Origin of the sequence: Sphingobacterium sp. UME9, assembly GCF_014170215.1 — a bacterium.
Classification (GTDB): Bacteria; Bacteroidota; Bacteroidia; order Sphingobacteriales; family Sphingobacteriaceae; genus Sphingobacterium; species Sphingobacterium paramultivorum.
The window spans coordinates 1385325-1400250 of sequence record NZ_LZZP01000013.1; the positions used below are offsets into that span (position 1 = coordinate 1385325).

A 14926-nucleotide genomic window follows, 5' to 3' on the forward strand; every position below is an offset into this window, starting at 1 on the left:
TTGTGTAATATGAATATTACAATATAAACGTCAAATAGTTTAATTATTGTGAAGATTAACATTTGTTAACATCTCAAATTTTAGTTAATAACTGTTCAATTATTAATCAATAATAATGTTTAATAGTTTTAAGAATTTGATTGTTATGGTTTTATGGAGAGAGGTACATCATATTTTCCCTCAAAGGAAAATATGATGTTGCTTGCATTGTAGCTTAGAATTTAAGGTGCTTCACGGTCAATCCGTTATTGATAAGCTGTTTTAAAGCATCAATACCTATACCGATATGTTCTTCTACATATTTTGCTGTAACTGTTACATCACTGACCGAAGTTTTGACTCCTTCTGGCACCATCGGTTGATCCGAAACTAGCAGTAAAGCACCTGTTGGAATCTTGTTGGCAAATCCGACGCTGAATATCGTTGCGGTTTCCATATCAACGCACATGGCACGGATTGATTTTAAATATTTTTTGAAAGCTTTGTCATGTTCCCAAACCCGTCTATTGGTGGTGTATACCGTTCCAGTCCAGTAATCGCGTTGGTGATCCCGAATTGTAGTGGATATGGCCTTTTGCATGGCGAAGGCAGGTAATGAAGGTACTTCGGGTGGAAAGTAGTCATTCGATGTTCCCTCGCCGCGGATAGCGGCAATTGGAAGAATCAATTCACCTACAGGAATTTTTTTCTTGATACCCCCGGTCTTACCCAAGAATAGAACGGCTTTTGGTGCAATTGCTGATAATAGATCCATAATGGTTGCGGCCATTGGACTTCCCATTCCGAAATTGATAATGGTGATGCCTCCGGCAGTGACGGATTGCATCGGTTTGTCTTCCCCGTAAATAGGAGCATTATCATGCATTTCAGAAAACAGGTGGATATATTTTGAAAAGTTCGTTAAAAGGATATACTCCCCAAACTCTTCCAAAGGCCTTCCCGTATAACGAGGAAGCCAGTTGTTCACGATTTCTTCTTTGGTTTTTAAACCTGGTGTGATCGGACTATTTACGGTATTCTTTGCACTTTTCTTTGTTGTCATAGTCATTAAATTTAATTTCTTGAATCTCTTATCTTCCTGTCAACATTCCGTTATGGCTATGTTATTATTGTAATATAAGATTTTTAATTCTTTTCTAAAAAAAAATCCCGTTCAGCGAACGGGATTTTTTTTAAGCGACTTTAAGCTTTTTCAAATCGGACTTTTCGAATTTTTTCTTCGCATAGTCCAAGGTAATTTCTAATGCTTTCTGTCCCGTTTGCTCTTTTGTTGACGGAATCTCAAACATGGCGTCCAGCATAATGGCTTCGCAGATACTGCGGAGGCCACGGGCTCCAAGTTTAAATTCGTCAGCTTTATCAACAATAAACGTATATACGTCAGGATCAAATTTTAGTTCGATGCCTTCGTATTCAAACAACTTCTTGTATTGTTTTACCAATGCATTTTTTGGTTCAGTCAAAATGCTCAGTAAAGTTTCCTTATCCAGTGGATTTAAGTAAGTCAATACAGGAAGACGGCCAATTAACTCCGGAATTAAACCAAAGTTCTTTAAGTCTTGAGGTGTAATATACTTGTACAGATTGTTCAAGTCGATTTCCTCTTCGTCTTCGTTCATTTTATAACCTACAGTTTGCGTGCGCAGACGGTTTGCAATTTTCTTTTGAATACCGTCGAATGCACCACCACAGATAAATAGAATATTACTTGTATTGACTGCGATCATTTTTTGATCCGGGTGTTTACGGCCGCCTTGAGGTGGAACGTTTACAACTGTACCTTCGAGAATCTTCAATAAAGCTTGCTGCACACCTTCACCCGATACATCTCTCGTAATGGAAGGATTGTCGCTTTTACGTGCGATTTTATCAATCTCATCGATATAGATGATACCGCGCTCTGCAGAGGCTACATCATAATCCGCCGCTTGCAATAAACGTGTCAATATACTTTCTACGTCTTCCCCTACATAACCTGCTTCTGTCAATACAGTTGCATCTACGATACAGAATGGTACATTTAATATCTTAGCAACAGTTTTTGCCAGCAAGGTTTTACCTGTACCCGTTTCACCAACGATAATCAAATTGGATTTTTCGATTTCAATTTCGTCTTTATCCACTTTCTGATTTAAACGTTTATAGTGATTATAAACTGCTACTGAAATTACTTTTTTAGCATCATCCTGACCGATTACATATTGATCCAAGTGAGTTTTAATCTCCAAAGGACGGATCAACTTTAAAGCAGTCTGTAAAGTTTTACTTTTTCGTTGTTTTAATTCTTCTGCCAAGATTTCGCCTGCCTGCTGGATACATCTGTCACAGATGTGTGCTCCATTGCCTGCAATGAGCATCTGAGCTTCATTTTTGCTTATGCCACAAAACGAACAGTGAATGTCTCTATCGTTATTCTTTGCCATTGTTATTTAATAATCTCCTTCTTAGGAAGTAAAATTTCGTCAATCATACCGAATTCTTTGGCTTCATTGGCTCTCATCCAGTAATCGCGATCTGAAGATTTTTCTACCCATTCGTAAGTTTGTCCAGAGTGATCTGAAATAATGGTGTATAATTCTTCTTTCAATTTCATCATCTCACGTAAGTTGATTTCCATATCGGCTGCAACTCCTTGTGCACCACCGGAAGGTTGGTGAATCATGACGCGTGAGTGACGTAAGGCTGCACGTTTGCCTTTTGCACCAGCAACCAAAAGAACAGCTCCCATAGACGCAGCAATACCTGTACAGATAGTCGCTACATCTGGCGTGATATATTGCATGGTATCATAAATTCCTAGTCCAGCGTATACGCTTCCGCCTGGTGAATTGATATAGATTTGGATATCACGTTGTGCATCGGTAGATTGTAGGAACAAGAGCTGTGCCTGAATAATGTTGGCTACCTGATCATCAATACCGCTGCCTAAAAATATGATACGGTCCATCATCAAACGCGAAAACACATCCATCTGTGCAACGTTCAGTTGACGTTCTTCCACGATGTAAGGTGTAAGGTTTGTAGGAATGCTTGTTTCTGTGCGAGCAATGAAGCTATCAACATGTTGACTTCCAATACGGTGATGCTTTACTGCATATTTTCTGAATTCGTTTTTATCTATATTCATCTTTTTATTTTTTTCTATTCTGTAGGACTAATATAAAACTATATTTTAAAAATCAAATAAATTGAAAAGATGTTTTACATCTACTTTACATTTTTTTGGTGATCCCGCTCCAAGAACTCTTGATACCGTATATTTGGGCTATTTTTTTATCTGTTTCATGTATAGCCCCTTAGCTAATTTCGTTATAGTTTGGGAGGTCTTCTAAAAATTCATAGGACTCCGTATTAAAATCAATTTTACAATAGTAATGATTCATGCCGTTGCTCACTAACAAGTATGGTATGCGGTGCACCGTATTATAATTTGCAATTTGCTCAAATACTTGCTGTGTGATTTTTATATGTGGCGCCTTAAACTCGGCTAAAACGACCTTATTTCCGCTGCTATTGTAAATTAACAAATCACTCCGTTTCTGAAGGTTATTTAATTTCAATCCGCCCTCAATATGCATCAGTGATTTGGGGTAATTTTTCATGAGTGACAAATAATTGATCCAATGCTGTCTAACCCATTCTTCCGGTGTTAATACCAAGTCCTTTTTTCTGAGCTCATCAAAGATGTAAATCGCATTGTTCTTTTTGGATATTTTAGCTTTAAATGGCGGTAAGTTCAGTGGAGTCGGTGAAAACATACACAAATATACTAAAATTTTAGCAAAAGAAATAAATTCATGAAGTTCGAAATACAGTGTTTTTTTTGACTTGTCTGATTTTTTAGACTGTGGGGAACCCTATGTCTGCATTTATGACACGATTGCTTAACCCAATTGTGAAAGTTATGTTGCTGAATGTTCAAGGCTTTAAACCAATAGTTTAATGTAATGGCGGTACAAGAGTCAATTATAAAAGCGTAATTTTACGGAGTTTACTCGGTTGAATTGTCATTAAAATCGTAATTTTGCTTCGCATAAAATGCCCATGCTCGAGCTCGATAGACGTTTTGATGTGCGGTGACATGGGAGGATTTTAGCGCTAGCAGATCGCTTGGATGCCGGAAACAAATAGGGGGCAACTGATCTACAGCCGACGAATAAATAGACTACATATGAACATAAATCCGATCTTATCCGATATTAAGAACAGGTCTTTTAAACCAGTGTATTTATTGCAAGGGGAGGAGAGTTATTTCATTGATACCATTGCCGACGCCTTGGAAGCAACAGTATTGAACGAAGCGCAGAAGGGCTTTGATCAATCGATTTTCTACGGAAAAGATATTGATATGTCTACCGTTGTTAATGCAGCAAAACGGTATCCCATGTTGAGTGATTATCAGGTGATTATTATCAAGGAGGCACAGGAGCTAAAATGGAAATCGGATACGGAAGAACTGTTGACTAAATACCTGGAGCATCTTACACCGACAACCATTCTTGTGTTTTGTTTTAAACATGGGAAATTTGACAAACGCAAAAAGATCTATAAAGTCTTTGAAAAAAAAGGGCTGGTTGTTGATGCGGCCAAACTATACGACGATAAGGTGGGCCCTTGGATTGGAGCGTATGTGAAAGATACCGGCTGGCGCATTCATCCGCAAGCTACGATGATGATTGCGGACTATCTCGGTAATGACCTGTCCAAAGTGTCCAATGAACTTGACAAGCTGATGCTTAATGTTCCAAAGAGCCAAGAGATCAGCATGGAAGATGTTGAACGAAATATTGGTATCTCCAAAGATTATAATGTTTTTGAATTAAATACTGCATTGGCTAAACGTAATGCTCTAAAAGCTTATCAGATAGTCGATTATTTTGTGGCGAACCCCAAAAATAATCCGCTGGTGATGGTTATTGGACAAATTGCTACCTACTTCACGAAGATTCTCAAATACCATTATCTGATCGACAAATCGGTCGCGGCAAAAGAATTGGGCGTACATCCTTTCTTTTTGAAAGAATACGAGCTTGCTGCAAGAAATTACAACCGGCGGAAAACTTTCGATGTGCTCAATGTGTTGAAGGATACTGATTTAAAATCCAAAGGTGTCAATGTGCCGAGCAATTTCAATAGTGAAGAGATTTTAAAAGAAATGATCTATCGGATACTTAACTAATCCCATCCAACAGCAAGAACACCAGCAATGGTGTTTTTTTTTACACAAATTTAATAATTAAACACTTGTTTAAATTAAACGTTTGTTTAACTTTGTCGCGCATTTAGCGAGAACGTATTTTATAATCGCTATGAATATGCGATTGTATCTTTAAAAGATCGAGGTTTAAAATGGAATTTAACGAGAAACAGATTGATATTCTGCTTGCAGCAGAGCGTCTTTTTGCAACAAAAGGATTTGATGGGACTTCCGTTCGTGACATCGCCAATGAGGCGAATGTGAATGTTGCGATGATCAACTATTATTTTGGATCAAAGGACAAGCTACTGGATACGTTTTTTGAATGGCGTGTTCCTGATTTTATGATCAATGTGGATGAGTTGGCGCTTGTCGATAATGCGTTAGATAAAATTGACGCTATGGTGGATAAATCGTTTAAGTCCATGAACTCGCATCGTAAACTGTATCATATCATCACCATTGAAAGTTCGTTAAAGCAACGCATGCTGATCTCGGAGGCTTTTCGCAAACTCAAGTTGCACAATCTTGAAGTGATATCGTCTGTCATCAATGCGGGGGTAGAGCAGGGAGTATTCAAAGCGGGTTATGATCCCATCTTGATCCACTCCATGATGATGGGCGTATTTATGAATTTTCAGATGAATCATTGTTTTTTACAGGATCAGTTGCATATCGATAACGATGAGGACTATGCAAATTATATAGAAACAACTTTAACAGAATTTATACAGAAAACAATTAAAGCTTTATTGACATATGAAAAATAAGTTGGCCAATTTGAGTGCTTTATTGCTTTTAAGTCCTATGGGTCTGTTGGCGCAAGACAACAAACACATGACTTTGGAAGAGATAATTCACTTGGCTGCAAATCAAAGCGTGGAAGCAAAGTCTACCGATACCAAGATATTGGGGAGACAGCTCGAAGTCGAAACTGCCAAATCGAAACAGCTTCCTGATGCAAAATTGAGTGGACAATACATGGCTATGACTACTCCAAATGTGAATTTAAAGTTGGCTTTAGGTGAGGGGGGCTCTGCTCCGGATATTGCTGCAAACCAATTGTGGTTAGGACAGGCATCGGTGAGCATGCCAATCTATACAGGTGGACGTATTAAAGGGGGAATTAATATTGCAAAAGATGTATTAAAAGCCGAGGAGTACAACGCTGTAGCAAGTAAAGAGCAACTGGCTATACGTGCAGTGAATCTTTATTTAAGCCTTTATAAGGCTCAGCAAACCAACTTGTTGATTGCTGAAAATATCAAGCAGTCTGAGCAGCGTGTTTCGGATTTTAAAGCGATGCTTGACAATGGTTTGATCGCGCGTAACGACCTGTTAAAAGCAGAACTGCAGCTTTCAAATTATCAGGTTTCGCTTCAGGAAGCACAGAAAAATATCAAGGTGCTGAATTATCAATTGGCTAATTTTTTGAAAATTGATGAGGATACGCAGCTGGATCAGATCAATCTGGCTGAGGTGAACGGTGTTGATTTGGGTTTAAAAGCATCTTATGACGCTGCGAAAACCTCACGTTCTGATGTGAAATCTTTGGAGTCACAACGATTGGTTGCAGAGGACCAGTTGAAGGTAACAAAAGCATCTACATTGCCACAGGTTTCTGCAACGGCAGGTTACAATGCTTTTGGTTTGCAAAAAGTGGTTACCGTAACAAATGCGGCCATGGTAGGTGTAGGTGTATCCTACGACATCGGTTCACTTTATAAAAACAAAAGAGAAGTGAATGTTGCGAAAAATCATATCAGGGAAATTGATGAGCACATTGAATTATTAAACGATAAGGTGAAAGTGCAGGTTCAACAGGCCAATGAAAACTATATGCTGGCACAAAAGCAGGATGTGGTTTACCATCAGGCGGTGGATCAGGCGGTTGAAAATTATCGTATTACAAAAGATAAGTATGATAATGGTATCGCGGATACAGACGATTTGTTAACTGCCGACGTACAGCAGCTTCAAAGCAAAATCAATCTTGCGATCAGCAAAGCAAATACCATTGAAAAATATTATGACCTGCTGTTAGCAAATGGGTCTTTAAACATTAAATAGCAATTAATCTAGACATGGAAAATACAGTAGAAAACGCACCTGAAAAGAAAGGTACAAATAAAAAATTTACAATTGTTTTGGTGGCATTGGTCATCTTCGGAGGAGCGTACGGTGCTTATAAATATATGCATGGTCAGGCGCATGAAACGACAGACGATGCGCAGGTAGAGAAAAACATGAGTCCGATCATTCCACGCGTTGGTGGGTTTATCTCGAAAGTGTACGTAAAGGATAATGATTTGGTTAAAAAGGGGGATACCTTGTTCACTATTGAGAGCCAAGATTATCAGGTTCGTGTGGACGAAGCGCTAGCATCCTTGGCAGCAGCTCAAAGTAGCTTTGATGTTTCAAAGGCAGACGTATCTGCATCTTCGGCTAATGTAGCCATTTCAGATGCAACGATCCAATCTAATTTGGGCAGCATCGATGCGGCACGTATTCGTGCTAAGCAAGCGAACAATGATTATATCCGCTACCAAAACTTATACAACAATCAATCAATTACGAAACAACAGTATGAGCAGGCATTAACAGCAAAATTGGAAGCTGACAAGCAGGTTGAAATTTTGCAACAACAACGTAACGCCAGTGCTTCACAACGCAATGCAGTCGTAAGTAAGACTACAGTGGCTTCAAAGCAAACTTCTGTTGCTGAGGCGAATATAAAAAGAGCGAATGCGCAACTTGAGGCAGCTAAATTGAACCTTTCTTATACTGCGGTACTTGCTTCTGTGGATGGTCAGGTATCGAATATCAAGGTACAACCGGGGCAGATGGTCAATCCAGGTCAATCTTTGTTCTACATTGTAGATAATATTGAAACCTGGGTCGTTGCTAACTTTAAGGAGACGCAATTGGAAAAAATAAAACCTGGACAAAAAGTTGGTATTAAAGTGGACGCTTATCCTGCTATTGAGTTTGAAGGTGAGGTAAACTCTTTCTCTCCAGCAACTGGTTCACGATTCTCTTTATTGCCTCCAGATAATGCAACTGGTAACTTTGTAAAGACTGTTCAGCGTTTACCTGTAAAGATCAAATTGACAAAAGACAATAAAGCAGAAAATGTGGCTTTGCTCAGACCGGGCATGAATGCTGACGTAGATGTGCATGTTCAATAACTATGGAAAATTTAAATCAACAAGATAGTCTGGTTGAATATGGTTTTCGACGCGTTGTAATCACGATTACAGCGGTGCTTTGTGCGCTGTTGGAAATTGTGGATACAACCATTGTCAATGTGGCCCTGAACGATATGAAAGGTTCACTGGGGGCGACGTTGACGGATGTCGCATGGGTTATCACAGCTTACGCAATTGCGAATGTAATTGTGATCCCGATGACCAGCTGGTTGTCCCAACAGTTTGGGCGTAGAAATTACTTTGCGGCTTCTATTATCATATTCACAGTATCTTCATTTTTGTGCGGTAATGCAACCAATATGTGGGAGCTTGTTGCATTTCGCTTTATACAAGGGATGGGTGGGGGAGCCTTACTGGTTACAGCCCAGACTATTATCACGGAAAGTTATCCCAAAGAAAAACGTAGTATGGCCCAAGCTATCTATGGGATGGGAGTCATTGTTGGCCCTACATTAGGGCCGCCGTTGGGTGGGTACATCATCGATAACTTCTCTTGGCCGTATATCTTTTATATCAATGTGCCGCTTGGTATTATTGCGACCTTGTTGACCTTATCTTTTGTACGCAGTCCTAAATACAGTCAAAAGCAGTCTGCTAGGGAAGTGGATTGGTTCGGTATGATATTTTTGATCATGTTTATTGGCTCACTTCAGTTTGTATTAGAACACGGACAACAGGATGACTGGTTCGACGACCCCTTGATTTTAGGCTTATCGATTTTATCTGTCTTTGGATTACTGTTTTTTATATGGCGGGAGTTGGTGTACGATAAACCGATTGTTAACCTGCGCGTATTGAAGGATAAGAATTTGCAGGTGGGTGTGGTGATGAGCTTTATTCTTGGTTTTGGCTTGTTCGGATCGACGTTTATTATTCCAATCTATACGCAGTCGATATTGGGATGGACGGCAACAGATGCAGGTTTGCTCTTGTTACCAAGTTCGATTATGACCGGTATCATGATGCCTTTTATCGGTAAGATGATCCAAAATGGTGTTCCTCAGAAGTATATGGTTGCCTTAGGGCTATGTATCTTTTTTGGCTTTTGTTTTTGGATGTATAGCCTCATGACAAACGATACAGGTTCGGAACATATGTTTTGGCCATTGATTCTCCGCGGAGTTGGCCTAGGATTGTTGTTTGTACCTGTTATGACACTGTCTTTATCAACATTACATGGTAAGTCAATCGGTGAAGGGGCTGCTTTTACAGGGATGATGCGTCAATTGGGTGGTTCATTTGGAATTGCTTTGATTACGACATTTATCGCCCGTGATAGCCAAAAACATCGTGTTGATCTGGTAGCTAATTTAGACCCAAGTAAGTTTGATGTGCAACAACGGGTGCAGCAATTGCAAATGAGTTTTCAGGCGAAAGGTTTTTCGCCTAATGAGGCTTTGGCCAAAGCGCATCAAATATTGGACTTGAGTGTGATGAAGCAAGCGACCGTTTTATCTTATATGGATGTGTTTTTGTATCTAGGGATTGTCTTTTTGATTTGTGTCCCTTTTGTATTGATGATCAAACAGGGGAAAACACAGATCGATATGTCCAGTGTGCATTAGTATTGGATTCGTCTGCTGCGCTGTTATCATAGTGCAACATCAGTGAAGAACAATTTATCGTTCAATCAGAAGTCCTCAAAAAGTGTTTAACTTTTTGAGGACTTTTTTTGTGCACGTTCTTTTGTGGTAGAAAATCATGTTGAGTTGGCGCTTCTTATTTTCTGGACATGAGAAAGCATACATTTTTGTCCATTGAAAAACCATAAATTGAAAAACCTGATTTAGAATTGATTGTTTAATAATAAAGAGTTTGGAAGAATTGATCTTTTGGCATCAGAAAAGACGGTTCTTGTTGAATTGCTATTAAGGTAGATTTTTTGTCTTCAAAATAGCGACTGTATGTATACAGAAAAACTTAATTTTTTGGCGTTTATCATTCCCTTATTTTTAATCTTGATGGTGTTGGAATATTGGTATAGCCTCAAAAAACAGAAACGTTTTTATTCTTTTGATGAATCGATCTCAAATCTCAATGTTGGTATCGTCGAGCGTATGTGTGATATGTTTTCTGTTAGTTTATTTTACTTTTTTTTCGTTTGGGTGTATCAAAACTTTGCGATATTTCACATTGAAGCTAATTTTTGGACCTGGGTTATCCTTTTCCTATTTACAGATTTTCTCTGGTATTGGTATCATCGCTATAGCCATGAAATAAACTTGTTGTGGGCGGCTCATGTTGTACATCACCAAAGTGAAGATTATAACTTTACCGTAGCAGCCCGGATCACCATATTTCAAGCCGTTTTCCGTTCGTTATTTTGGGCTTTTATTCCCCTTTTGGGATTCCCTCCATTTATGATGACCGCTATTCTGTTGATTCATGGCGTATATCCATTTTTCTCCCATACGCAGACCGTAGGAAATTTGGGGATTTTAGAGCGTGTATTTGTAACGCCATCTCACCACCGGGTGCATCATAGCAGTAATGAAATCTATTTGGATAAGAATTATGGAGATATCCTGATTATTTGGGATAAGCTATTTGGAACATTTATCCCAGAGCAAAAAGAAGAACCTTGTGTCTATGGACTCACAAAACCCATTCACCGCTACACTTTTCTATGGCAGCATTTTCATTATTTATTTGAAATTGGTTTGTCATTTAAGCGGGCGGAAGGATTTAGGAACAAAATGCGGACTATATTTGGTAGGCCCGACGATATACAGCCTGAAATTCGCGAAGAACTGGAAGAGCGCATATTTGCAGGAGCTAGGCCGCAAGCTCATGCACAGGTGTTAAGCCGCTATATCTTTTTTCAGTCGATGTTGACGATGCTCCTGCTTTTCTTTTTTTTGCTTTACGGTAATTATCAGCAACTCATACAACTCCTTATTGGCGGAGGATTTATTCTCTGTAGCGTCATTTGTATTGGGGGGCTTCTAGAACATGAAGATTGGGTTTTTCCACTTGAGATGCTTCGGTTATTCTTATTACTGCTGTATATCGGTCTAACTTTTTATTCAACATTGGGGCTTGTTTTGGTAGGATGTTTCGCTTTGATTCAATTGATTTTTTATAAAACGTTAGCAGGTCACTATAAAAAAGTTTTGCGTCTTGAAAGATGTTGAAAATTGACTTCTGAAGAGCCATTCCCTGTGAATGGTAGACGCAGTCAAATTTGTGAGGGCGTTGTTACTGTCAATTATTTGCCTGCTGCTGTAACTAAGTCTGCAAATGATTGACAATAGGATCTGGCCATAATATCCCAGCTATATTGTTTTAGGGTATTTTGTTTAAATTGTAGGCTTAGGTTTTTATAGTGGACTGGATTTTCTAAAATGGCTTGAAGTTGTTCAATCCATTCGTTTCGGTTTTTGCTTGCCAGGAGCAGGCCATTGCAATTATGTGTCACGGCGCTCGTAATTCCTTCTAATTCGGCGGCGACAACAATGGTGCCTGCTGTGGAAGCCTCCAAACAAACGAGCCCAAAGCCTTCCATATCTCCGGCCACTTCAATATTGGGCATCAAGAAGGCCTGTGCGTTGGTCAAGAGGCTTTGCAGTTGTTGGAATGGGACTTTTCCAAGATGTTCAATTTTTTCGGGATATGCTTTCAGTAATTTTCGGATCTCCCCTTGATCGGTCGGAAATCCGAGGAATAAGGTGATTAAATGATTTATCTTTTTTGGTATAAGCTGCAATAGGCGTTCTTTCCATGTAGGTTCGTGATCGAATGGACCCACCATCAGTAATTTGAAATCACCTTGAATAGCGGGAATGACATGTTTCATCAACCACGAGAAACCCTTCCGTTTAACAGGGCGTCCCAAAGTGATGAAATAGGGCTTGTTTTCGCAGGCTGGTTCATTGTTTTGAGTGGAGTGGTGTATCGGATCTACACCGTTGGGTATAACAATAATTTTGGATGGATCGATACCACGTAACTGTGCGGCGTCGGCGGTAGCTTGGCTAACCGCAATAAGCTGATCAAATGTATTAAACCGCGGTATGATCTTACGTTGAAAATAGCTAAAGGGAAATACGATATCCAGTCCGTGAAGCGTGGCAACACGTTTTAAATGGGGATACCCTTTGTGAAAAGAGGCTAAAGACGCAATTAACCCATCATTAAAGTGAATAAGCTTGATGCCAGGGTTATCGTTAATTTTGGCTAGAATTCGGCGATTCAGCTGGAAGAAGAAGGCTAAAAGAGGTTCCCTGTTGTCATAGACTAAGGTGTGTACCTTCAAGTAAAGAGCCGCAGTATTGATCAGTTCAAAGCTTTGTTTTTCCATACCGCCAACACTTGGTGGATATTTGTGGCTGACAAATAGTATTTCTATTTCAGATGGGTACATGAACTGGTTTCTTTTTGATGCATAGATAAAATATAAAACCCAGCGCTACCCAGGTGAGCTGTCGACCGCGACGTAATAATGAAGCACTGAGCCAAATACTACCCCCTGTAATACCGATCATATGGAGAAGGAGCTTATTGGCGATTTCTTCAATACCCAGTTGTCCTGGAATAAAAGCACCGATGCTTTTCAGCACAATGACACTCATATCCACTATTAAACCATGTATTGGTTGTACTGCAACACCCAAAAATTTTAGAATATAATAGAATTCAAGGCTGCCAATAATCCAATGTAGTGCAAAAAGTAAGTAAGAATACCAAAAAACCTTATTTTGATGTCGATAAAAGTCTTTTACACTCCAAAGTAGTGACTGAAAATGGGCTTTTGCTTTTCCAAAAAATGTTGCTGTTGAAGCCTTGGTTTGTGAGGGATTTTTCGCAGCTATTAACCAATAAAGTATCAGGATCATCAGAAGGAACAGAAATAGACAGATAATATAAATTACTGGCCCTGCGTAGCGTATAATTTCATTTTTTAAAGGAGAAAATATCAACCAAAGCATAGCAATCAAAAAGAGAGTCAATTGAGATAGTACGGCGGTAATACGGGATATAGCAACTGAATTCAATCCTTCTTTTAACGGAATGTCATAACGGGTTATCAATTGTGCCTTTAATAAGTCACCACCTATAATGCTTGTAGGATTGAATAGTCCAACGGTTTCCCCGATTTGACGGATGGCAAAGAGTTCGATCAGATTGACCTTCTTTTTTGCGGAGCCCAAGCATATCCACCAAGCGAATGTGCCTACAAAATAGGCCGCGCAAGTCGTAAACAAAATAACAATGAAGCGATAACCAACTGATGAGAGCTCTTTTTTCAAGGCATTTAAGTCGCTTTTCGCTAAAAAGACAGTTATGGACGCCAGAATCAAAAATAGAAAGATACCTTTGATTAATTGGCTTGGGTTTGTTAGTTTGCCCATGCCAAATCGACTTCCTGTGTTTTGTCTATCAATAGTTCAATATCATTAAAGTAGCGTCCAGATAGTCTATTCCAATCGAGTTGCCCGACATAGGATAGGCCTTCAGTGACGAGATTCTTTTTTAAGCTTGCGTCAGAGAGGATTTTTTTGAGGTAGTAAACATATCCAGCCGCATTTTCAGGTTGACACTTAAATCCGTTTTTCCCGTGCTGAATCAAGGAAGCCGAACCCCCACCATCGGCGATAACACAAGGAAGTCCGGATGCTAATGCTTCGACAACGACGTTTCCATACGTTTCTGAGACAGACGGAAAAACAAAGGCATCTGCCGAAGCATATAGAATTGCAAGCTCATCATGGCTTTTCTTGCCTAAGAAAATGGCTTTAGGCATCTCTTGCATCGCAATTATTTTGGCTGTTCCTTCACCGACAACAATGAAATTATAGTCGAGGTTTTGTGCCTGTATCTGTTGATAGATTTCAATAAGCGTTTTAATATTTTTTTCCCAAACGATACGGCTGACAAAAAGGATTGTTGGTTTGTTATTTTTTGTGATGGTCTGTATATGGGAAAGATTCTTTTTATTGGGGTTAAACAAGCTTGTGTCTATTCCTCTTTGCCACAGTTTTAATCCTTCTTGTTGTAAACCGATCTGTTGTAATTCATTTAGAATGGATTTGGTCGGTACATAGACAATATCACATTTGTTATAAAAGTTATTCATTGCTTTTTTCATCCATTGTTCAGTTGGTTTGACCAAGGGTAGTATATTTTTGAAATAATAGGCAATGTATGAAATGAAGTGTGTATGATAGATCGTAAGGACGGGAATACCTTTCCGTTTGGCATAATTTAATGCAAAAAAACCTAAAAGAGAAGGTGTTGCAATATGGATCATGTCGGGAGCAAATTTATCTAAGGCGAGCTCAAGTTTCTTTTTGATAAGCTGTGGAATGGCAAGACAATAATCGTCATTGACCGGTATTTTGAATGTGGGTACCTTGTAAGAATGAAAATTTCGAAATTGCGTAGGGCCGCCACCATAAATAAAAAAATAGTTGAATTTCTGCTGGTCTATACGGTTTATCAGCTGAAACATTGTCCGTGATGCACCGTCAAAATCCTCGACGAGTATCTCTGTAAAGAAGGCTACCTTTCTCATGTTATT

At 39.2% G+C, this 14926-nt stretch carries 13 protein-coding genes; 6 read left to right on the forward strand and 7 right to left on the reverse strand.

Annotation, left to right across the window (positions count from 1 at the left end; all coding sequences use genetic code 11):
* Positions 1-214: 214 nt before the first annotated feature.
* From A9970_RS24950 to A9970_RS24965, 4 genes are all read right to left on the reverse strand, one after another.
* Positions 215-1048, reverse strand: coding sequence for an AMP nucleosidase (locus tag A9970_RS24950; protein WP_120332702.1), 834 nt, complete (start codon positions 1046-1048; stop codon positions 215-217).
* Positions 1049-1172: 124 nt separating this feature from the next.
* The gene (gene clpX, locus A9970_RS24955; RefSeq protein ID WP_070565518.1) at positions 1173-2423 is read right to left on the reverse strand and encodes an ATP-dependent Clp protease ATP-binding subunit ClpX; all 1251 of its coding nucleotides are present in this window, start codon (positions 2421-2423) and stop codon (positions 1173-1175) included.
* Positions 2424-2425: 2 nt separating this feature from the next.
* Complete coding sequence (gene clpP / locus A9970_RS24960; protein WP_046674530.1) at positions 2426-3127, reverse strand: ATP-dependent Clp endopeptidase proteolytic subunit ClpP; 702 nt, start codon at positions 3125-3127, stop codon at positions 2426-2428.
* Between the two features lie 169 nt (positions 3128-3296).
* On the reverse strand, positions 3297-3758 hold the full coding sequence (locus A9970_RS24965) for a type I restriction enzyme HsdR N-terminal domain-containing protein (protein ID WP_153846354.1): 462 nt from the start codon (positions 3756-3758) through the stop codon (positions 3297-3299).
* Between the two features lie 413 nt (positions 3759-4171).
* On the opposite strand from A9970_RS24965, the gene holA reads away from it, so the two are divergent.
* From holA to A9970_RS24995, 6 genes are all read left to right on the forward strand, one after another.
* Positions 4172-5179 (forward strand): DNA polymerase III subunit delta, encoded by a 1008-nt coding sequence (gene holA / locus A9970_RS24970; RefSeq protein ID WP_182984098.1) that lies wholly within the window; start codon positions 4172-4174, stop codon positions 5177-5179.
* Positions 5180-5349: 170 nt separating this feature from the next.
* On the forward strand, positions 5350-5967 hold the full coding sequence (locus tag A9970_RS24975; RefSeq protein WP_075993267.1) for a TetR/AcrR family transcriptional regulator: 618 nt from the start codon (positions 5350-5352) through the stop codon (positions 5965-5967).
* Entirely contained in the window at positions 5957-7267 is a 1311-nt protein-coding gene (locus A9970_RS24980; RefSeq protein ID WP_120332703.1) for a TolC family protein, read from the forward strand. The genes A9970_RS24975 and A9970_RS24980 overlap by 11 nt, the downstream gene beginning before the upstream one ends.
* 14 nt (positions 7268-7281) lie before the next feature.
* Positions 7282-8385, forward strand: coding sequence for an HlyD family secretion protein (locus A9970_RS24985; protein ID WP_153846351.1), 1104 nt, complete (start codon positions 7282-7284; stop codon positions 8383-8385).
* A 2-nt stretch (positions 8386-8387) separates the two neighbouring features.
* Positions 8388-9971, forward strand: coding sequence for an MDR family MFS transporter (locus A9970_RS24990; protein WP_153846350.1), 1584 nt, complete (start codon positions 8388-8390; stop codon positions 9969-9971).
* Between the two features lie 339 nt (positions 9972-10310).
* The gene (locus tag A9970_RS24995) at positions 10311-11540 is read left to right on the forward strand and encodes a sterol desaturase family protein (RefSeq protein WP_202883745.1); all 1230 of its coding nucleotides are present in this window, start codon (positions 10311-10313) and stop codon (positions 11538-11540) included.
* A 74-nt stretch (positions 11541-11614) separates the two neighbouring features.
* On the opposite strand, the gene A9970_RS25000 is transcribed toward A9970_RS24995, so the two are convergent.
* Genes A9970_RS25000 through A9970_RS25010 form a run of 3 tightly spaced genes read right to left on the reverse strand, consistent with a single transcriptional unit; the run spans position 11615 to position 14920 of the window.
* Complete coding sequence (locus A9970_RS25000) at positions 11615-12769, reverse strand: glycosyltransferase family 4 protein (protein ID WP_220801692.1); 1155 nt, start codon at positions 12767-12769, stop codon at positions 11615-11617.
* On the reverse strand, positions 12756-13757 hold the full coding sequence (locus A9970_RS25005; protein WP_182984099.1) for a lysylphosphatidylglycerol synthase transmembrane domain-containing protein: 1002 nt from the start codon (positions 13755-13757) through the stop codon (positions 12756-12758). Before A9970_RS25005 ends, A9970_RS25000 begins: the two co-directional genes overlap by 14 nt.
* Complete coding sequence (locus A9970_RS25010) at positions 13745-14920, reverse strand: glycosyltransferase family 1 protein (RefSeq protein ID WP_153846348.1); 1176 nt, start codon at positions 14918-14920, stop codon at positions 13745-13747. The genes A9970_RS25005 and A9970_RS25010 overlap by 13 nt, the downstream gene beginning before the upstream one ends.
* Between the last annotated feature and the right edge of the window lie 6 nt (positions 14921-14926).

Coding starts and splice junctions, on each gene's coding strand:
- A9970_RS24950 (WP_120332702.1), bottom strand. CDS start 1,048: ATGACTATGACAACAAAGAAAAGTGCAAAGAATACCGTAAATAGTCCG.
- A9970_RS24975 (WP_075993267.1), top strand. CDS start 5,350: ATGGAATTTAACGAGAAACAGATTGATATTCTGCTTGCAGCAGAGCGT.
- holA (WP_182984098.1), top strand. CDS start 4,172: ATGAACATAAATCCGATCTTATCCGATATTAAGAACAGGTCTTTTAAA.
- A9970_RS25010 (WP_153846348.1), bottom strand. CDS start 14,920: ATGAGAAAGGTAGCCTTCTTTACAGAGATACTCGTCGAGGATTTTGAC.
- A9970_RS24995 (WP_202883745.1), top strand. CDS start 10,311: ATGTATACAGAAAAACTTAATTTTTTGGCGTTTATCATTCCCTTATTT.
- A9970_RS24990 (WP_153846350.1), top strand. CDS start 8,388: ATGGAAAATTTAAATCAACAAGATAGTCTGGTTGAATATGGTTTTCGA.
- A9970_RS24985 (WP_153846351.1), top strand. CDS start 7,282: ATGGAAAATACAGTAGAAAACGCACCTGAAAAGAAAGGTACAAATAAA.
- clpP (WP_046674530.1), bottom strand. CDS start 3,127: ATGAATATAGATAAAAACGAATTCAGAAAATATGCAGTAAAGCATCAC.
- clpX (WP_070565518.1), bottom strand. CDS start 2,423: ATGGCAAAGAATAACGATAGAGACATTCACTGTTCGTTTTGTGGCATA.
- A9970_RS24980 (WP_120332703.1), top strand. CDS start 5,957: ATGAAAAATAAGTTGGCCAATTTGAGTGCTTTATTGCTTTTAAGTCCT.
- A9970_RS25000 (WP_220801692.1), bottom strand. CDS start 12,769: ATGTACCCATCTGAAATAGAAATACTATTTGTCAGCCACAAATATCCA.
- A9970_RS25005 (WP_182984099.1), bottom strand. CDS start 13,757: ATGGGCAAACTAACAAACCCAAGCCAATTAATCAAAGGTATCTTTCTA.
- A9970_RS24965 (WP_153846354.1), bottom strand. CDS start 3,758: ATGTTTTCACCGACTCCACTGAACTTACCGCCATTTAAAGCTAAAATA.